Source organism: Caballeronia calidae, from assembly GCF_900044055.2.
Lineage (GTDB): Bacteria > Pseudomonadota > Gammaproteobacteria > Burkholderiales > Burkholderiaceae > Caballeronia > Caballeronia calidae.
Genome location: NZ_FCOX02000022.1, coordinates 48444 through 68755, shown reverse-complemented (window position 1 = coordinate 68755; position 20312 = coordinate 48444). Strand labels below are relative to the sequence as shown.

General features: G+C 63.9%; 15 protein-coding genes. 2 read left to right on the top strand and 13 right to left on the bottom strand.

From position 1 onward, the window contains the following. Position 1: 1 nt before the first annotated feature. The 5 genes from AWB78_RS20600 to AWB78_RS20580 all read right to left on the bottom strand — a co-directional run bounded on the left by AWB78_RS20600 (position 2) and on the right by AWB78_RS20580 (position 7207). A complete protein-coding gene (locus tag AWB78_RS20600; RefSeq protein WP_062607581.1) occupies positions 2–1165 on the bottom strand; it encodes a glycosyltransferase family 4 protein in 1164 nt (387 codons plus the stop codon). Beyond that, on the bottom strand, positions 1162–2232 hold the full coding sequence (locus AWB78_RS20595) for an SDR family oxidoreductase (RefSeq protein ID WP_062607580.1): 1071 nt from the start codon (positions 2230–2232) through the stop codon (positions 1162–1164). The genes AWB78_RS20600 and AWB78_RS20595 overlap by 4 nt, the downstream gene beginning before the upstream one ends. Beyond that, a complete protein-coding gene (locus AWB78_RS20590; protein ID WP_062607577.1) occupies positions 2225–3436 on the bottom strand; it encodes a glycosyltransferase family 4 protein in 1212 nt (403 codons plus the stop codon). The genes AWB78_RS20595 and AWB78_RS20590 overlap by 8 nt, the downstream gene beginning before the upstream one ends. A 152-nt stretch (positions 3437–3588) precedes the next feature. Then, entirely contained in the window at positions 3589–4866 is a 1278-nt protein-coding gene (tviB, locus tag AWB78_RS20585; protein ID WP_062607575.1) for a Vi polysaccharide biosynthesis UDP-N-acetylglucosamine C-6 dehydrogenase TviB, read from the bottom strand. A gap of 100 nt (positions 4867–4966) precedes the next feature. After that, a complete protein-coding gene (locus AWB78_RS20580; protein ID WP_062607573.1) occupies positions 4967–7207 on the bottom strand; it encodes a polysaccharide biosynthesis tyrosine autokinase in 2241 nt (746 codons plus the stop codon). A gap of 787 nt (positions 7208–7994) precedes the next feature. Here AWB78_RS20580 and AWB78_RS20575 point away from each other — a divergent pair. Continuing rightward, complete coding sequence (locus AWB78_RS20575; protein WP_062607571.1) at positions 7995–9137, top strand: MraY family glycosyltransferase; 1143 nt, start codon at positions 7995–7997, stop codon at positions 9135–9137. Between the two features lie 377 nt (positions 9138–9514). On the opposite strand, the gene asnB is transcribed toward AWB78_RS20575, so the two are convergent. The 8 genes from asnB to AWB78_RS20540 all read right to left on the bottom strand — a co-directional run bounded on the left by asnB (position 9515) and on the right by AWB78_RS20540 (position 18905). Beyond that, the gene (gene asnB, locus AWB78_RS20570) at positions 9515–11536 is read right to left on the bottom strand and encodes an asparagine synthase (glutamine-hydrolyzing) (protein ID WP_062607570.1); all 2022 of its coding nucleotides are present in this window, start codon (positions 11534–11536) and stop codon (positions 9515–9517) included. Between the two features lie 46 nt (positions 11537–11582). Beyond that, entirely contained in the window at positions 11583–12716 is a 1134-nt protein-coding gene (locus AWB78_RS20565) for a glycosyltransferase family 4 protein (protein ID WP_062607568.1), read from the bottom strand. A 271-nt stretch (positions 12717–12987) separates the two neighbouring features. Then, positions 12988–14349: a glucosamine inositolphosphorylceramide transferase family protein gene (locus AWB78_RS20560; RefSeq protein ID WP_062607566.1), complete on the bottom strand. Its 1362-nt coding sequence runs from the start codon at positions 14347–14349 to the stop codon at positions 12988–12990. Between the two features lie 336 nt (positions 14350–14685). Continuing rightward, entirely contained in the window at positions 14686–14880 is a 195-nt protein-coding gene (locus tag AWB78_RS20555; RefSeq protein WP_062607564.1) for a hypothetical protein, read from the bottom strand. Positions 14881–15332: 452 nt separating this feature from the next. Further along, the gene (locus AWB78_RS49335; protein WP_269768943.1) at positions 15333–15461 is read right to left on the bottom strand and encodes a hypothetical protein; all 129 of its coding nucleotides are present in this window, start codon (positions 15459–15461) and stop codon (positions 15333–15335) included. Between the two features lie 204 nt (positions 15462–15665). Further along, on the bottom strand, positions 15666–16112 hold the full coding sequence (locus AWB78_RS20550) for an NUDIX hydrolase (protein ID WP_062607563.1): 447 nt from the start codon (positions 16110–16112) through the stop codon (positions 15666–15668). Between the two features lie 376 nt (positions 16113–16488). Further along, the gene (locus AWB78_RS20545) at positions 16489–18597 is read right to left on the bottom strand and encodes a phosphocholine-specific phospholipase C (RefSeq protein WP_062607561.1); all 2109 of its coding nucleotides are present in this window, start codon (positions 18595–18597) and stop codon (positions 16489–16491) included. Positions 18598–18626: 29 nt separating this feature from the next. Next, positions 18627–18905, bottom strand: a complete 279-nt coding sequence (locus AWB78_RS20540; RefSeq protein WP_062607559.1) for a hypothetical protein — start codon at positions 18903–18905, stop codon at positions 18627–18629. Between the two features lie 128 nt (positions 18906–19033). Here AWB78_RS20540 and AWB78_RS20535 point away from each other — a divergent pair, with 128 nt between their 5' ends. Then, positions 19034–20305: a YbfB/YjiJ family MFS transporter gene (locus tag AWB78_RS20535; RefSeq protein ID WP_062607557.1), complete on the top strand. Its 1272-nt coding sequence runs from the start codon at positions 19034–19036 to the stop codon at positions 20303–20305. Positions 20306–20312 lie beyond the last annotated feature (7 nt).

The following is a 20312-nucleotide window of genomic DNA, read 5'->3' as shown; positions in this document are numbered from 1 at the left end:
CTCATGCTTTGCCGGGAACGCGCAGGTTCGCGCGCCGCGGAACCGCCACGCCGGACTCTTCGAACACTTCCTGCCACAGCGCGATGGTCTTCGGCAGCGCGAACGTCTCGTTGACGGAGGTTGCGCGAAGCGCCATGCGATGCCGCTCGGCGTCGTCCTTCATCAGCGTTTCGAGCGCTTCGGCGAGCGCGTTCGCATCGCCGACCGGCTTCACGAGCAAGCCGTTCGTGCCGGGCGTGACGATCACGCGCGGCCCGGAATCGCAGTCGTAGCTCACCGCGGCGCAACCGCTCGCCATCGCTTCGACGAGGGTCATCGAGAAGCCTTCGAAGCGCGAGCTCAGCACGTAGAGATCCGCACGCTCGTACCAGTCCGCGACGTTGCCCGCGCGGCCCGGCAGGAACACGCGGCCGTGCAGCTTCGCCTCGTCGACGCGGCGCTCGAGGCTCGCGCGAGCCTGTCCTTCGCCGACGATCACGAGATCCCATTGCGGCAGCGTGCCGGCGATCTTCCTGAACGCGTCGATGAGACTGTCGAAGCCCTTTTCCGGCGACAGCCGGCCGACCGCGAGCAGCACGCGCCGGTCATTGCGCACGACGTTCTTCGGCTCGATGACCGGGTTCGTGCGCGCGATCGGCAGCGTGAACGGCGGCGGAATCACCTTCACGTCTTTGCAGCCGCAATGCGTCTCGATCCATTCCCGGGTTTCGTCGGTGAGCGCGACGACCTTGTCCGCGAAACGGTAGGTCAGGCGGCGCAGGCGCTCCCAGAACGGCGTGAGCGGCGCGCGCGGCGGATGCGTGTGCTCGCTCGCGATGATCTTGTACGGCAGGCCGATGCCCGCGAGCACGGTGAGTACGTTGGCGGTCGCCATGACGCCGAGCGCGACGGTCGGCTTGGTCTCGCGCAGCACCTTGCGGAAGGCCAGGACGCGCTTCACGTTCGACATCAGCGTGCGCGCGAAGCCGCCGCCTTCCACGCCGCCCGCGAGACCCAGCTCGATGCGCTTCACGCCCGGATGGAACGGATAGACGTCGCCTTCACCGGCCGTCAGCGTGACGACAGTCACGTCCCAGCCGAGCGCCGCCCACTCGTTCGCGAGATTCGCGGTGACGCGCTCCGCGCCGCCGCCGTGCATCGAGTAGATGAAAACGACGATCTTCATGCGGGCCTCGTCGCCATGTCGGCTTCGGCCGGCACGCGCCGCCCGGAGAGGAAGCGGATGTACCAGGGCATCGCGATGGCGAGACCGTCGGCGAGCGGAATCGCGCCCGCGTAGCCGAGCAGTTGCGCGGCCTTGTCGACATTGGCCTGCGAATGGCGCACGTCGCCGGCGCGGAACGGCGCGTATACCGCGCTGCCGTCATTCACCACGCCGTTTTCGGCGAGCACGCGCTTCAGGCCGTCGTACAGCTGATTGAGCGTCGTGCGGTCGCCGACCGCGACGTTGTAGACCTGGTTGCGCGCGTCGGCGTCCGATGTCGCCGCGAGGATGTTCATCTGCACGACGTTATCGATGAAACAGAAGTCGCGGCTCGTTTCGCCATCGCCGTTGATGGTCACCTGCTCGTCGTCGATGAGCGCGGCGGTCCACTTCGGGATCACGGCCGCATACGCGCCGTCCGGGTCCTGGCGCTTGCCGAACACGTTGAAATAGCGCAGGCCGATGGCGTTCAGGCCGTAAGTGCGCGCGAACACCGATGCGTACAGTTCGTTCGCGTACTTGGTCACCGCATACGGCGAAAGCGGCTGGCCGATGCGATCTTCAACCTTCGGCAGCCCGGGATGGTCGCCGTAGGTCGAGCTCGACGCAGCGTACGTGAAGCTTTCCACTTTCGCGTCGCGCGCGGCGACGAGCATGTTCAGAAAGCCGCTGATGTTGACTTCGTGCGTCGTGATCGGGTCGTTCACCGAGCGCGGCACCGAGCCGAGCGCGGCCTCGTGCAGCACGTGCGCGGCGCCCTTCACCGCGGCGCGGCAGTCGTCGAGATTGCGGATATCGCCCTCGATGAAGTGAAAGCGGCTCCATTGCACGGGCGTCACGAGCGAGCGCACCTCGTCCAGATTGCGCTGATGGCCGGTCGCGAAGTTGTCGAGCCCGACGACTTCCTGATCCAGCTTGAGCAGCGCCTCGAGCAGGTTCGAGCCGATGAAGCCGGCGACACCCGTGATCAGCCACTTCTGCGGGCGGCGCTTCAGTTGTTCACGGACCGATTCGTAACGATCAGACATGAAAGTCTCCAAATTGACCGACGGGCGCGGCATGCTCGCGGCGCTCGCCTTCAATCACGATCGAGGGCACCAGCTCGCGATACACGGCGAGCGTCTTCTCGATCACGATGCGTTCGTCGAAATTCTCGAGCGCCTTTTCGCGTGCGGCGAGGCCGAGCTTTCTCGCAAGCGCGCGATCGTCGTCGAGCGTGCGGATCGCATCGGCGAGCGCGCGGGCGTCGCGTACCGGCACCTGCAAACCGTCGACGCCCGATTCGCTCACCACTTCGCGGCAGCCCGGCGCATCCGTCGTGATCAGCGGCAATGCGCAGCCGGCGGCTTCGATCAGCGCTTTCGGCAACCCTTCGCGATAGCTCGGCAGCGCCATCACATCCACTTCCTTGAACAGCTTCGGCATGTCGCTCACGTGGCCGAGCCATTCGACGAGCCCTTCCTTCACCCAGCCCTGCACCATCGCCGTGCTCACCGACGCCGGATTGCCGTCATCGGGCGAGCCCGCGAGCAGGAAGCGCACGGTGCGGTTCTCGCGCCGCAGCATGCGCGCGGCCTCCACATATTCCTCGATGCCCTTGTCCCACACGAGCCGCGCCGCCAGCAGCACGCGCAGCGGCCTCGTCGCGTCTTCCGGCGATTCCTCGCGCACCTTGAAGCGCGTCAGATCGACGCCCGATCCCTTGACGAGCCGGATGCCGTTCTTCTCGACGATGCGCGCGGCCTCGAACAACTTGATGTCGTCCGGGTTCTGCAAGACGAGAATGCTGCCGCGGCCGTTCAGCGCCGAGCGCATCACCGAGCGCACGACCGGCTTCAGGAGCCGCGCCTTGAGGTCGCGGCTCGTGAAGACGTAGCCCATGCCCGCCACCGCGTTCACGCGCGCCGGCACGCCGGCCAGCTTGCTCGCGAACGAGCCGTACACCGCGCTCTTGATCGTGAAGCCGTGCACGAGCTGCGGCTGTTCGCGGCGGAAGAAACGCGCGAGCCACAGCACGAGCGCGAGCTCGCGAAGCGGATTCAGGCTGCGACGGTTCATCGGCACCGCATGCCAGCGAAAGCCCAGATCGCGCAGCTTGGGGCCGTATTCGCCGTCCGGTGACAACAGGATGACCTCGAAACCCGCGTCGCGCAGTTTGCGAGCGAACGAAAGACGAAAGTTATATAGATACCAATCGGTGTTGGCGTACAGAACTACCTTGGGCATCTTCATTGCAGACTCCGAACGTCCGGTTGACATCGCCGCGGGCAACCCCCGAACGTCGAGAGCCGAACCGCGGCGATGTTGTGCGACGGGTTGCATCGGCCGAACCGGATGTGGCCGTCATTCCCTGGCCCCGCCCGTCTTCCGATGACGCTCCAGCCTCAGAGACGCATGTCGCTCGCCTCGGGCGGCAGGACATATTTGAGGTCGCACAGGACGTGCTGCGCCTTGCCGTAGGCGTGAATGCCGTCCGCGCCTTCATCGGCGAACTGGCGGTGCGCCACGGCGAGGACGATCGCGTCGTAGACGCCCTTGGCCGGCTGATCGATCGGATCGATGCCGTACTCGTGATGCGCCTCTTCCTTCGACACCCACGGGTCGTAAACGTCCACCTGGACGCCGTATTCCTTGAGGTCGGCGATGATGTCGACCACGCGCGTGTTGCGCAGGTCGGGGCAGTTCTCCTTGAAGGTGAGGCCCATGATGAGCACGCGCGCGCCCGAGATGGCGATATCGCGCTTGGTCATGGTCTTCACGAGTTGCGAGACCACGTAGTTGCCCATGCTGTCGTTGAGGCGGCGCCCGGCGAGGATGATCTCCGGGTGATAGCCGATCGCCTGCGCCTTGTGCGTCAGGTAGTACGGGTCCACGCCGATGCAGTGGCCGCCGACGAGACCCGGACGGAACGGGATGAAGTTCCACTTCGTGCCGGCCGCGAGCAGCACCGACTCGGTGTCGATGTTCATCTTGTTGAAGATGATCGAGAGCTCGTTGATGAGCGCGATATTCACGTCGCGCTGCGTGTTCTCGATCACCTTGGCCGCTTCCGCCACGCGGATGCTGCTCGCCTTGTGCGTACCCGCCGCGATGATCCCGCGATACAGCTCGTCGACGAAATCGGCCACTTCGGGCGTCGAACCGGACGTGACCTTCTTGATGTCCGGCAGACGGTGGGACTTGTCGCCCGGGTTGATCCGCTCCGGACTATAGCCGACGAAGAAGTCCTCGTTGAACTTCAGGCCCGACATCTTTTCGAGCACCGGCACGCACTCTTCTTCGGTCGCGCCGGGATAAACCGTCGATTCATAGATGACCACATCGCCCTTCTTCAGCACGCTGCCGATGGTCGTCGACGCGCCGATCAGCGGCGAGAGATCCGGACGCTTGTAGTGGTCGATCGGCGTCGGCACCGTGGCGATGAACACGGTGCAGCTACGCAGATCCTCGACATCGGCGCTGTACTGCATCAGGGTGGCCGAGGCCAGCTCGGCGTCGTCGACTTCGAGCGTGACATCGCGGCCTTCGCGCAGCGCGTTGATGCGCGCGCGGTTGATATCGAATCCGACGACAGGATGGCGCTTGCCAAATTCCACGGCGAGCGGCAGGCCCACGTAGCCCAGACCCACAATGCCGAGTTTCAACTCATGCGGCGAGAACATATTCACTTCTCCTCGTTTTACACACTCAGGACGTTTGGTTTGATTAGTAGTACTTTTTGATTCAGAGTCCAACAGGAGCGGATGCCCGATGAGTCAGCCTCTAGTCTTCCTTGTCGGCCTTGTAGGCAGCGTAGGCGTAGCCCCCGTACTGACGCGCCTGGGCGTAGTTGCCGTAATGCACCTTGAAGCCGTTGAGCAGCACGCCGGTGACGCTCGCGCCCGACTGTTCCAGCCGCTTCACGGACTCCGAGATTTCCCCGGAGCGCGTATCCCCATAACGCGCGACGAGGAAGATCGAGCCCGCGACGGGCGCCATGATCGCCGTGTCGGACACCGCCAGGATCGCCGGTGCGTCGAGCAGCACGATGTCGTAGTCCTCCGATGCACGGTTCACCGATTCCGTGAACGCGTTCGACAGCAGCAGCTCGGCCGGGTCCGGCGGATAGAAGCCGGCTTGCACGAAGTCGAGGTTGTTCAGCACCGAGCGGTGCACGGTCTCTTCGAGCGTGCTGGAGCCGTTGACGATATCCACGAGCCCCTTGCCGCGCGGCAGGCCGAAGTACTGGTTCAGGTGGCCGCGGCGCAGGTCGCAATCGACGAGCAGCACGCGCTTGCCGCCGGCCGCCAGCAGGGTCGCCAGGTTCGCCGACACGAACGACTTGCCGATGCCCGGCAGCGGGCCGGCCAGCATCACGACGTTGTTCGGCGCGTCCATCAGCGCGTGGTGCAGGGACGAGCGCATCATGCGCAGCCCTTCCACGGCCGGGTCGGTCGGATAACGCGAGGCGAGCGCGAGCTGCTCCGGTGCCTTGTCGGCGATGCGCTTCGCCAGCTCCTTCTGGCGCTCGCTGTCCGGAATGGTCGCGAATACCGAAAGACCCGTCTTCGATTCCAGTTCCTTCGGATCGAGCACGCCCTTGAACAGGAAATCGCGAGCGAAGGCCAGCACGATGCCGAGGAAGAGGCCGATGCCGGCCGCCATCACGAGCACCAGCGCCTTGACCGGCTTGACGGGACGCTCGGGCACTTCGGCGCGGTCGAGCAGTTCCACGGTCGGCACGCGGCCAGCCTTGATGAGACGCATCGTCTCGATGTTGTTGCGCAGAGCCGAATAGACGTCGGTCGTCACGCGCACGTCGCGCTGCAGGCGAAGCGCGCCCTGCTCGGCCGCCGGCATCGCCTTGACGCGCGCCGCGAGGTCGTTGATGTACTTCTCGGTCGCCGCGATCTGCTGGTCGATCACCACGACGCTCGGGTGCGCCGCCGAAAAGTGGATCGCCAGGTCCGAACGACGACGCTTGAGGTCGAGCAACTGGGCATCCGCCTGGGAGGCCTGCTGCATGACGATGCGGCCTTCCTCGTCCGGGTTGAACAGCGTGCGGCTGTTACGGTAGGCGTTGTAATTGTCCTCCGCCGTTTCCATCTGACGCTTGGCGTCCGGAAGCTGCTGCTCCAGATACTCGAGCGACTTCTCGGCGTTGATCCCGCGGCGATCGGCGTTCTGCTTGACGTACATGCGCGACAGTTCGTTGATCGTCGCCGCCACGAGCACCGGGTCCTTGCCTTCGAGCGTCGTGCTGATCACGCCGGACTTGTTGCCCTGCTCGGCGATCAGCAGCGAGTTCTGCAGCCGGTCGATGGCGTACGTGCGCGAGTTGCGCGTGAGATCGAACTCGACGCCCTTCTCGCCGTGGATGAAGCTCACGAGCAGCGAGATCGGGCCCGCATCGGTATCGAAGCGCTGCACGGCGCCGATCTGGCCGCCGACGCCCGTCTCGACGCCCGGGCCGCGCACCTGATACTGGCCGTTGCCGAGATAGCGGAGCGTGTATTCCTTGCCTTCGTATTTGCGCGGCACGTCGAACGCGGAGACGTCGATCGATTCGGCGCCCCACGCGTAGCCGCCGCGGCCGAAGAGGCCCGGCGTGGACGTTTCGTCGCTCATGCGCGCGATCATGCCGCCGACGATCGGGAAGCGATGCGGCGCGGCCTGGATATAGAGCTTGAGCGCATCGACGACGGGGCCGAGCACGAACTTCGAGCCCATGACCTGGATCTCGCCTTCGGCCGTCGCCCGCTGATCGAACATCGACGCGGCCGTCCTCACCATGTCGCGCGGATCGCCCTGCGGCGCGGCGGTCGATTCGTCGACCTTGACGAGCATGCCGGCCTGATAGATGGGCGATGAGAAGAATGCGTACACCACCCCGAGGCTGAAAACGATCGCCACGGTCGCCGCGATCATCTTCCAGTGGCGGCCTAGCGTTTCGAGGATCGAGGTGAGCTCGATCTCGTTGTCGGTCTCGGCCGTTAAGACTGACGCCTGATTTTTAACTTTCATGGAACGTCTCGTTACTGGCTCTTATGGGACCGGCGCGCGAAGAGCACACCGGATGCGGATCGAAACACCAGCAGCGCGCCTTTCAAGAAAAGCGCAAACCCAATATTTGTATTGATGACTTCTGAGCTGCCATTCGGAGCCGTTAAAATCCCGCCCCGGCATTGCAGTCGTATTGAAACACACGACTCAAAAAAAGAGAAATACCACCAGACGATTTTTGTTGTTTAACGAACCTTTCAGCGCAAGCGCCCGCTCATTTGCGCGCTTTTGAAAATCCGTCGAGTATGCGGGCCATTTGACCAGATCGAAAATTATCACAGCGCACCTTGTTGTATGCGCGGCACCGCACATATAATCGCTGTTAATCGGCCTGCTAATTATTAGAAGAAAGCCAGTTCAGCCTGCAGGCGGTTTCCGGACATTTTTTCGCTGCCAGACAACAGGCTTCAGACCCTTGCTGGCGGTAGAAAAGGGCTGACAGCACGGCTCCCACAGCAGAACGTACCGACACTCGATAAAACCGCAGCCGAAGGTGTGTTTGCGCACCGACGAATTACGGTTTATCAATCACGAATTTCAGAAACTCGTTTCTGGAAGCGATATTTCTCTTCGATTTTAAATGCCGTTTGTATGAATAATCGGGGGAAATCCCAATATAATCATACTTGGCTCGGTTTCACACATTAAAGCGCCATAAACCCGTGGACAATGACTGGGGTTGTACCTAACATACGTTTTCGGGTTTTGATATTCGAAAAGAGATGCGCCCTCTTCGTGAGTGAGAAAAATGTTAAACCTTGCGCTTGGCTTCATCAGTTCTTTCTGCATGACGCTACTTATTGTTCGATTCGGGGGACGCTACGGGGCGCTCTCGCTGGATCATGATTTGAAAGGTGTTCAAAAGAATCATTCCTATCCGGTTCCGAGAATCGGCGGAATAGCGTTGATGGTCGCGGCCTGCGTGACCTTCACGCTCGGCGGCACGGTCTTCGACGGAAATCCGCTCGGCGAGTCCATGTTGCTGCTGCTCTGCGCTGCGCCCGCGTTCGCGAGCGGCGTGATCGAGGATCTGACCAAGCGCGTGAGCGTCAGGGCGCGTCTTTTGAGCGCGATGCTGGCGGCGCTCGTGGGCGTGTTTCTGCTGAACGGCGTGATCGGCCGCGTGGACCTGCCGCTCATCGATCCGATCCTGTCCGTCGCGCCCATCGCGATCGGATTGACGGTGCTGGCCGTCGCGGGGCTCACCAACGCGGTCAACATCATCGATGGTTTCAACGGGCTCGCCGCGGTCGTATCGATCCTGATTTTCGGCTCGATCGGTTATGTCGCGCACGAGGTCGGAGACTGGCTCGTGATGAGCGTCGCGCTCACGATGATCGGCGCCATCGGCGGCTTCGCGATCTGGAACTATCCGGCGGCATCCATTTTCCTCGGCGACGGCGGCGCCTATTTCATCGGCTTCACGATCGCTGAACTGCTGGTGCTGCTCGTGGCCAGGCACCCGAACATCTGCGCGTGGTATCCGATCGTCGTCGCCATTTATCCGGCCTTCGAAACGCTGTTCTCGATCTATCGGCGCAGGATCGTGCGGGGCCGGCCGGTCGGCGCGCCCGACGGCATCCATCTTCACACGCTGATCTTCAAGCGCGTCGTGCGCAAGGGCACGGACCCGCGTCAGCGTCAGCGCAGAAACGCGCGCACGTCGCCGTATCTGTGGGTGCTGAGCATGATCGGCATCGTGCCCGCCTCGCTCTTCTGGCACAACCCGGTGGTGCTCGCGGTCACGGCCGTCGTGTTCGTCGTCGCGTACGTCTGGCTGTACACGGCGATCGTGCGGTTCAGAACGCCGCGCTGGCTCGTCAGCAGTCAGGGCATCGTCACCGCCCCCGTTCCCGAGCAGACCCATCACAAGCAATCCGAAAGGTCGTAATTCCGGCGCGGCGCGCGCCGGTGATTGGTAAAACCCGAAAAGAGGCCCCGGTCAGCACGACCGGGGCCTTTGTCTTTTGCATCCTTGTCTTTCGCATGTGCGGTTACGTGCGCGGATATCGGCTCTGCATTCGCAGCGGGAGAAAATGATCCGAATCCGGCCCGATACGCGACGATGCATCGGCGCTGAATGAATGGCCTTGTTCGCGAGCGATCAAGGCCGTTTTGTACCTCGATGTGAGCCAGCCGCTTCGGCGAGACAGCGAGTATCGCGCGACGCGGCGACGCCGCGACGCAGACCCACGAGGCAAAGCAAAAGGCCCTGGTCTGATCGACCAGGGCCTTCGCTGTCCTGCTTGAGTTGCAGCGTGCGGCGTCTCAGCTCGCCACGCCCGCGAGATCGGCCGAGCGGGACGTGAACAAAGGAATCGACGAAGCCTGCTGATGCTCCAGCCACAACTGGAACATCAGCACGTTCCACAGCTGCCGATGCCAGTTCTGCTCGCCCGACAGATGCTGCTGCCACTTCGCGCGCACGATGTCCGCATCGAAGAAGCCCTCGCGACGCAGCCGCGACGCGTCGAGCAAGGCTTCCGCCCAGTCGCGCAGCTCGCCGCGCAGCCAGTGCGTGATCGGCACGCCGAAGCCCTGCTTGGGCCGCTCGATCATCGCCCGCGGCACATGCCGGTAGAGGACCTGGCGCAGCGCCCATTTGGTCTGCCCGTCGCGCACCTTCATCGACTGCGGCAGCCGCCACGCGAACTCCACGACGCGATGATCGAGGAACGGCACGCGCGTTTCGAGCGACACGCCCATCGCGGCGCGATCGACCTTGGTGAGGATGTCGTCGGGCAGATAGGTGATCATGTCGAGCGCCATCATGCGCTGCACGTCGTCGAGGCCGGTGAAGGCCGGCGCGTTGCCGGTCATCAGCGTGGGCGGCTGGCGGCCGCCGATCACGAGCGCGGCCGGGTCGTTCCATTGCGACATGAGATGCAGATACACCTCGTCGCGCGTCTTGCACGACAGCAGTTGCGCGCCCTTGTGCAGCTTGTCGCCGACCTTCACGCCGCGCAGCGACGACGGCAAAATCGGCTCCATGAGGCCCGCCATGCTGTTCCAGCGCTTGGGCGAAATCCCGACGATGCCCGATGCCGCCAGCTTGCGCAGCGGCGCCGGCAGCACGGTCATCTTGTCCCACATGCCGGGCGCGGTCCGATAGCGCTGATAGCCGCAGAAGAGCTCGTCGCCGGCGTCGCCGGACAGCGAAACCGTCACGTGCTGCCTCGCCAGTTGCGACACGAGGAAGGTCGGCACCTGCGATGAATCGGCGAAAGGCTCGTCATACAGTTCGGGCAGCCGCGGGATCACGTCGAGCGCCTGGCGCGCCGTCACATACAGTTCCGTGTGTTCGGTGCCGAGATGGGTGGAGACGGCTTTCGCGAGCTTCGCTTCATCGAAGTCGCTTTCGTTGAAGCCGATCGTGAACGTCTTCACCGGGCGCGACGACTGCGTCTGCATCAGCGCGACGATCGTCGACGAATCCACGCCGCCCGACAGAAACGCGCCGAGCGGCACGTCGGACAACATCTGCTGGCGGATCGCGTCCTTGAGCAGTTGCTCCAGTTCGTCCACAGCATCTTCCGCGCTGCCCGCAAAGCCGCGCGCGGTGCCGTTGACGGCCGCCTCGACGACTGACCAGTAGGACCAGACGCGCGGCTCGCGCCGCTCCATCGACACGGAAAGGATCTTGCCCGGCTCCAGCTTGTAGATGCCCTCGAAAATCGAATACGGCGCGGGCACGCAGCCGTGGCGAATCTGCAGCGTGAGCGCGCCGCGATCGACGTTGTTCTCGAACGCGGGATGCTCGCGCAGCGCTTTGAGCTCGGAGCCGAACACGAACGCGGCTTCGTCGCCGTGGCCCTGCCAGCCGTAGTAGAGCGGCTTCTCGCCGATACGGTCGCGGGCGAGCGTGAGCTGGCATTCCTGCCTGTCCCACACGGCGAATGCGAACATGCCGACCGCGCGCTCGATGGTCGCCTGGATGCCCCATGCGTCGAAGCCGGCCATCAGCGTTTCGGTGTCGGAGCTGCCGCGCCACACGGGCGCGCGCTGCGCGTCCTCGAGCTGCTCGCGCAGATCGAGATGGTTGTAGATCTCGCCATTGAAGACGATGACATAACGTCCGCTGGCCGACGCCATCGGCTGATGCCCCGCCGCCGATAGATCCTGAATCGCCAGCCGGCGATGTCCCAGCGCGATGCCGCGCAGGTCATCGGTCCAGTCGCCCGCGTCGTCAGGTCCGCGATAGGCGATGGCGAGCGCCATCTTCCGGACCGTTGTCTTCGAGTCGCCGGGTCCGATGCCGCGACCACCCAGAAAGCCGACGATACCGCACATGTTCGTTCTCCTTCGATTGCGGCCAGAGGCCACGCTTATGCGATGCTCATTTTTCTGCGACGAGCCGCAGGTAGATATCTTCGAAACGCTCGCGCGCGCGCATCATCGTGAATTCGGCATGGATGCGCGCCTTCGCCATCTGACCGAGGCGCACGCGCTCGTCGGATGTCATGTCGACCACGTGGGACAGTCCCGCCGCGAGCGCGTCGCTGTTTTCCTTTTCGACGACGACGCCCGTGTTCGCCACGAGCATGGCCGCATCGCCGACATCGGTGACGACGCACGGCAGCGCCATCGCCATCGCTTCGCCGACCACGTTCGGGAATCCCTCGGTGCGCGAGGACAGGCAGAACACGTCCATCGCCGAGAGACACGCGGGCACGTCGCGCCGCTCGCCGACCAGCACGAAGCGCGATGCGAACCCCGTCTGCGCGATCCAGTCCGCGAGCTCGCGATTGTTCGCGTCGAGATCGCGGCCGACCAGCATGAAGCGCACGTCGGGATGGCGCGCGGCCAGCATGCCGGCCGCGCGCACGAAATTCTGATGATCCTTCACCGGATGAAAGCGCCCCAGAATGCCGACGACGATCGTTCTGTCATCGAATCCGCATTGCTCGCGGATCGCGCGGCGTTGCTCGGGCGTGGCGGAGAGGCGCGCGACGTCGAAGCCGTTCGGCACCACCATCATGCGGCTCGCGTCGTAGCCGACGGAAACGTGCGCGCGACGCGACGCCTCGGCCGCGCAGACGATCGTCTGCGGCACGTAGTAGGAGAGCCACGCGCAGATCTTGCGCAGCAGCACGGTCACGCGCGAGCCGCCCGATCTGACGTCGGTGGTCCGCACGCCCCACACGATGCGCTTGTGCGCCGCGAGACGCCCCGCCAGGCCGCCGAGGAAGTCGGCGTGATACATCCATGTCTGGATGATGTCGGGGCGCACCTCGCGGATCAGCTTCACGAGACACAGCAGCGCGCGCGGAAACCCGAGCGGCGAGCGCATGCCGAGGCTATGCACGTCGATGCCGCGCGCGGCGAGCTCCTCACCGATCTTGCCGGTCGTGGTGAGCGAGCAGACGACGTGACGAAAGCGCGGATCTTCGATGTGCGACTCGATGAGGCGCTGAAGCATGCGTTCAGCGCCGTCCGCATTGAGCGCAACGATGACATGGAGAAGCTTCATGGTCCCGGCTGCCGTTTTTCTGAGAAGGGCCCGTTCGCTGGCAACCGCGGCGCGCGTCGCGGGCGGAAGTGCTCGTGCTGACGGGTCTGTTTTATGTTGATGAGCTGCCTCGCCGAAGGACTCGTGCGAGGCACGCGCGAGGCACTGCGCGATGCGGGTTTCGGTCTCCGGTGAACCATCAATGTATGTCGGCGCCGGCCGCACGCTCTGTGCGACGCACCACACGCCGGATTCCTTGCCGGCGCGCGCCCCGCGCCGGGCCACATGCGTGTTACGCGCGCCTCATTGCCGCGCGCCATGGACTCCATTTGCGAAGCTGCGTCTTCAGATCGATGACCGTGATCCCGCCGACCGCATTCCACGTATGCAGCCCCTGATGGCCGCGCGGCGGATTGCGCACCGACATCGTCCGCTCGGCATAGGTCGTGGTCGTGAGCTCGGTAATCTCGCGGAACGTCAGCGCCGCGCCGTATTCACGCTCGCAGTTCTGCGCGGGGCGGATCAGGCGGTTCTGCGCATCCTTGAAGAGATTGCCGGCCATGCGCGCGAGGCGGCAGTCGGAGACGACCGGATTCATCGGATGCGCGGTCCATTCGCCGAACGGGCTGTCGGAATGGAAGATCGACAGCTCGTCCCAGTTCGATCCGCCGTCTTCGGTGATGCTCGTGAACATCCACCAGGTTTTGCCGTCGTGATGGAGCGTGGTGTCGGCCGCGACGACGTCGCGCATGATCACCTTGTGCAGCACCCATTCGGTCGGGAACGTGGCCGCCCGGTACATCTCGATCGTGCGGTTGCCGCAGGTCTCCGGAATCATGAAGATCTCGCCTTCATGCTCGAACAGAAACGGATACGACAGGTGATAGTTGCAATCGAGCACCACACGCGGCGTTTCCTGCCAACGCTGTGTGGCCGCATCGAACGCGATATGGCTGATGGTGCCGCGGTTGGTGTCGTAGGGAAGACTTTCGAAGAACAGGTGATAGTCGCCGTTCTTGCCGCGCCACAGGAAGGGGTCGGCATGGAACTGCGTCGGCATGCCGGGCAGCGTGATCCAGTTGCGGCTTGCGTCGCCCTCGATGCCGCTTTCGCCGCGCAGCTCGGGCGGCGCGTCGGTGCGCCGGTAAGCCAGTACCCAATGTCCACGCTGCACGAGCAGCTTGAGCGGCTGGTTCAGCACCTTGCGGCCGAGATGCCGCAGCGCGAAGCATGCCGATGTGAAGGGCGAGAGGCGGGCCGGTCGGGCTTCGCTTCTGACGAGCGGAAAGTCACGCGGCGAAGCAGCGGCGTCCAGACGCCTTTGCGCCCGCTCGACGAGCACGGCCACACGCTGGAGACTCGTCTGAAGGGACTTCAGGAAGAAGAGCTTCTCCGGAATCGCGACGTACGACTCGGCGAGCAGGCGCATTTCGCCAGACTCGGGCGATTTCCATGCGACCTGGAGATGCGGCGTCCGGCATTGCAGCAGCGCCTTCCACAGCGCTTCGATGTTCTCGTGCCCGTCGTAGAGCACGACGAGCGGTGCGCGGGCGGAAACGCCAGGCTGAAGCGCGTGGCCGGGCTCGTCGCGATAGAGACGCTTTTCGATGTTCGTCCACCACTGAAGCACCGAAGGAAATGTGGATTGCGCCATGTTTTTTCTCGTTGCAGCGGCAGATTTTCAAGTCGGCTGAATTAGCCGTCCGTAGCTAAACGCTTAACTGTCTTTATGCGCAATGGCCTGGCGCTTTTGCAGCGAACATCAGTCCATTCGACGCCACTAGCGGCGAGGAAAGACTAAGGTCTGGGGAAAATGCTTGCGGTGCGCTGTCGCACACTGTTCCGACAGCGAATTAATGGAGGGAATTTGAACGGCTGTGCTGAAGCACTGGGCCTGAGTGCCGATCGGCGTGCCTGTGCGGTGAACCGCCGATCGGTGAGAAAGAAGTGATTTCAGTTTGGCGTGGAAATACTGACAAGCCCTTGTGGATCAAGGCGCTTCGTCACGGCGCACGGCGACCTCGCGCCACTTGCGATACCACGTGTGGCGCCGGTGGGCGGGCCCGCTCTTTTGATCGGCCCCCTGGCCGGCCGAAGGCGAAAAAATAATATCGATCACGGCCAGCAAAGCCAGGCCGATTATTGCGAAAAAAACAATTGCGCCTATTACACCGACTACAGTCATGCTTCCTCCGCGCTCATCCGCGTTGAATCAAGCATTTGATAAACCACGTTGTGGAAAGTTTTGACGGAATGAGTTTCTATTTATTCCTAATTCTATCACATGGCGATCGGGCGATTTACCCGTCAACCATTGAGTAAGATTTTCCAACAAAACTCACGAATGTAAATTGCTGAACAGATGGGGGAAACCGGCTCTGTTCGTCCCGCCGGGGGCCATGGCAGCGGCATAGGGCATCCGCCGAGGGGCGGCGGATAACGGCAAGGGGCACAAGCGGGGGACGCATGCAGCAGAAACACCGGCCGGTCGAGCAATTAAATTGCCGGCTTTAGCGTCTTGAAAGGCAGCACTTCGCGATTTTGAATGCTTTCGTCGGATATTCGACAGTGGACCGTCACCGCCCAGCCTATTCACCCGACGATTTAATCCCTACCGGCGAGAGAAGGCCCGCGCTTTCACGCGAGCCGCTCTTTCTCGATTGGTCTGTCCGAGGGCGTGAAGAGTATGTCCGCCACCGCCAGCAAAGAGAGCCCCACCACGGCGACGAATCCGACAGTGCCGGCGAACAGGCTGACGAGCTTCATGGTTTCCTCCGCCAATCGAGAGCGAATGCGTCCGCGCCAGGCTTGGGCGTTCGTTTGACCTTCTCACGAGCGCCGGCGGCCGTCCAAACGCAAGCATAGGCGCAACTTCGCCGAAAAAGTATTCATTTTGCGGCGAAGGATGCGCCTGCGCGAGGAAACGCAAACGTGAAACTATCGTCAACAGCGACGACGCGCCCGATTCGGTCAGCGGCCGCGCCTGCCGAAGCCCGCGCCCATTCCCGATCGGGCGTCGTCGCCGCGCCATCCGGACCTCGTGGTCTCGTAGCCCAGGCCCATCGCGCGATGCAGAATCGCCCTCGTGCCCGGCGTGATGTCCACATGAGCGGCGCGCGACGGCTCCACCCACAGCAGCTCATCGAGCTTGCCTCCGGCTTCGGGTCGCGGATGCACGCCATCCGGTATCGCGACGCGAAAAACATGATGCAAGTGATGCGCGGAAACCTGCTGAAACAGAAAGGCCGCCGCGCTCGCCTCCAGACCCGTGTCTTCGTGCAGCGCTCGGATTGCTGCAACGATGGTCAGTTCGTCATATCCCACAGTCCCACCCGGCAGCAGCCACGGACCGCCGCGTTCGCGAACCAAGAGTACTGACTGGTGACGAACCAGCAGTACAGTCGCTCGTTCTCTCATCCCCGTCTCCGGTATCGCACCCCGGTTCGTTATTGGATTGACGGCGCGATCCGGCGCTGCGGTGTGCCGTTTTATATATTCGCAGGCGCTCGGATCCTGGGTGAACCGGTGTGCACACTCGATCTTCACAGTCCTCGCCGCGCTGCGCAATGCGTGATGTCCCATGTGAGTGGGTAATACCACACCGCTCGACACAAAGAACGGCAAAAACTGCCGGTCGATGTCAGAACGCGAGGCTTCGCGGGCGTGAATCTTTCCGGCTGATTACGGCGGATTCGCGGAAGCAGAAAGAAGCGATGAAGCTCGCCGGCCGCGCTCGTGCTGACACGCGGCTGGCGATGCCGACAAAGGAACGGCGATGCCCGCAGCGGAACGATTATTCGCCGAGCGCGGGATCGCTCATGCTGTCGCGTCCGGTTTCGACGTGGCCCGCGAGGCGTCGCAAGAACGCGCGATCCGTGTCGACCTTGATTTCGACGTCGTACCAGCCGTGCGCGTCGCGAAGATCGAGATAGACCTGCGCGGTGTCGCCGCCGCGCACGCGCCGGCTGATGGTCTTCGACGGATCGTAGGCATTGGTCATGCGGAACGTGCAGGCGGCCGTTCCGCGATTCGCGAGCCTCAATTGCAGATTGCCGTTCGCGACGTCATAGCCTTCCGCGACTTCCGGCGCCGCCTGCTCGCGCGACCACCCGCCGTGCGCGCCGGTCTTGCCTGCGATCCGCCGAAGGAAGCCGTTCGGGCCATGCACAACGAAATCGAAGCTGCCGTCCGCATTCGCCGCGACGCGATCCGCGAGACGCTTGCGGGCCTCGACGGTGTACGTGCGCGGCGCGTCGGTGCTCGCATTGCGGTAGAGCAGAAAGACGGCGCCCGCGCTGCCGGTATTGACGAAATCGAACGCGACGGCGTCCTTCGACGCATCCGCCCGCGCTCGCACGAAAAGCTCGTAAGGCAACGCGCGCGCGGCACGCACGCCGGGCTCCTGCTTCGGCATCGTCGGCGTGGCGGGCGGCACGGGCACGTAGTCCTGATGACGCAGCTTGTCGGCCGGAACATACGCGCTCGTGCCCGGCAGCGTGGGCATCGTACTGTTCGGATTGCGGAAATCGAATGCCGACGTCAGGTCGCCGCAGATCGCGCGGCGCCACGGCGAGATGTTCGGCTCGTCGAGACCGTGCGCGCGGCCGAAACGCTTCTGGATGAAGCGGATCACCGACGTATGGTCGAAGGTCTCGGAGCACACCCAGCCGCCTCTCGACCACGGCGACACGACGAGCATCGGCACACGCGCACCGAGACCATAGGGGCCGCTCGCGTAGTCCGCGCTGCCCGGATAGATTTCCGCGCGCGTATCGACGGTCGAGAGCCCGTTCGCGTCCGAGGTCGGCGGGAACGGCGGAACGAGGTGGTCGAAGAAGCCGTCGTTCTCGTCGTAGTTGATGATGAGCGCGGTCTTGCTCCAGACATCCGGATTCGATGTCAGCACTTGCAGCACCTGATCGATATACCAGGCGCCGTAGTTCGCAGGCCAGTTCGGATGCTCGGAGAACGCTTCGGGCGCGACGATCCACGAGACTTGCGGCAGCGTGCCGCTCGCGACATCACGCTCGAGGATCGCGAAGTAGTCGTCGCCGGCCGCGGCGTTCGTGCCGCGCCGCGCTTTTTCATAGAGCGGACTGCCGGGCTGCGCATTCTGATACTGCCTGAAGTAGAGCAGCGAGTTGTCGCCGTAATTGCCGATGTAGGCGTCGTCGGTCCAGCCCCACGCGTTCTTCGAGTCGAGCCCTTTGCCGATGTCCTGATAGATCTTCCAGGAGATGCCGGCGCGCTCCAGCACCTCGGGGAACGTCGACCAGCCGTAGCCGGCCTCCGCGTTGTCGACGACCGGCCCGCCGCCGGTGCCGTCGTTGCCGACGTAGCCGGTCCACATGTAGTAGCGGTTCGGATCGGTCGATGTGTTGGTCGAGCAGTGGTACGCATCGCAGATCGTGAAGGCGTCGGCGAGCCGATAGTGGAACGGGATGTCGTCGCGTTGCAGGTACGCCATCGTCGTCGTGCTCTTGAACGGCACCCACTGGTCGTACAGGCCGCCGTGGAACGCGCCCTGCCCGTCCTTCCAGCCGTGTGGCAGGTCTTGCAGAAACTGCAGGCCGAGATTCGACGCGCCCGGATGGAACGGCAGCACTTCGCCCGAGCCTGCGGCGATCGGCTGATTGAAGACGGGCTTGCCGCTGGGAAGCGTCACGGCGCTCTTGTCGCCGAAGCCGCGCACGCCGCGCAAGGTGCCGAAGTAATGATCGAACGAGCGATTCTCCTGCATGAGCACGACGATATGCTCGATATCCTCGATCGTTCCATGACGGCTGTTCGCCGGAATCGCGAGCGCCTGGCGAATGCCGAGCGGCATCACGTTGAGCGCGGCGGTCGCGCCTGCGGCCTCGACGGCCGCGCGCAGAAAGTCACGACGGTTCTTGTTTTTCATGCGTTTCGCGGGGAAGTGAGTGGGAAGGGTCAGTCCACCGTGTGAATCACCGGTGTCGCAAGCGGCTCCGACGCGGCGCGCACCATGGCGCGCCGCGCGGTCTGATCGGATGGGCCGCCTGTGGCTTGCTTCGCCCAGTCCTGGAGCTCGCTCGTTGCGCTTGTTGCGGGTAGCGCGGACGGCTCGATGCGCGCCGCGGCGACCGATGATGACGCGTCGACGTCCGGCTTGCCGCAAGCGCAAACGATTGCGCAGGCGCAAAGGATGAATCGCGCCACGATGACGTGGCGGCCTGGAACAGTCGACATCGGGATCTCCGGCTTCAGTGGTGCGGATCGACGCAGCGCTGCGAAGCTTAGCCACGGCTTGTGTAAGCAATGTGACCGGTCCGCGATAACATAAGCCGGCAAACGACGATAAAAAGGACGACAAGAGCGTGATAGAGCGTAACGATGCAGATGGAGACCTTTGCGAAACCCGCCCCGCTTCGTTCAGCGCGAGCGTCCACGAAACCGATCGCAGGCAGGCGCTCCTGTTCGCAGTGGCGTTGTCGCTCGGCAGCGCCATCGCGCTCGGGCTCGCGCGCTTCTCTTACGCGCTGCTCCTTCCGCCGATGCGGCTCGATCTCGCCTGGAACTTCGCGCAGGCCGGCGCGATGAACACGGCGAACGCGTTCGGCTATCTGCTCGGCGCGCTCGCCTTCTCCCGCTTGTCGATGCGCTTCGCCGCGCGCTCGCTGTTCGTCGCGGGCTGCGTGCTGACGGCGCTGTTGATGGCCGCGAGCGGCACGACGACCGATACCGACGCCCTGCTCGTGCTGCGCGTCGTGACGGGCATCGGCAGCGCGCTCATCTTCGTGAGCGGCGGTGTGCTTGCGGCGCGGCTCGCGTCGCTGTCGGTGCGCGATGCGGGGCTCGTGATCGGCCTCTATTACGGCGGCACCGGCTGGGGCATCGTGATTTCATCGATACTCGTTCCGCTCGCGGTGCTGCCCGTCGCGCACGGATGGCGCTTCGCGTGGTTCGCGCTCGCCGCGGCCTGCGCCGCGTTTTCGGGCATCGCCGTGTGGGCCGCGCGGCGGATCGAAACGGCGCAGCCGCTTTCCTCGACGCGTCACGGCGCGCGCGCGTCTATCGGCCCGCTGCGACGGCGCCGCTTCGCGCTCGCGCTCGCCGGGTATGGCTGCTTCGGCATCGGCTATATCGGCTACATGACTTTCATCGTCGCGCTGCTGCGCAACGCGGGCATGAGCGCGTCCGTGGTGAGCGGCTTCTATATCCTGCTTGGCGTGGCGACGGTCGTATCGGCGCGGATGTGGTCAGGGCTTCTCGATCGCATGCGCGGCGGACAGGCGCTCGCGATCCTCAACGCCCTGCTCGCGGCCGCGACCGTCATCCCCGCGATGATCGCGCATCCGCTCGCGGCATTCGTTTCGGGCACGCTGTTCGGCGCGACATTCCTCTCCGCGGTGGCCTCGACGACGGCCTTCGTGCGGCACAATCTGCCGGCAAATCAGTGGCCGGGCGGCATCAACGCCTTCACGATCGTGTTCGCGTTCGGGCAGATCGTCGGCCCGGTGGTGATCGGACGGGTATCGGACAGCGCGGGGCTGACGCGTGGTCTCGTCTATTCCGCGCTGGTGCTGGCGACGGGCGCGTTGCTCGCGGGCTGTCAGAAGCCGTTGAATGCGGTCGCGCGATCGAGATGAATGAAGG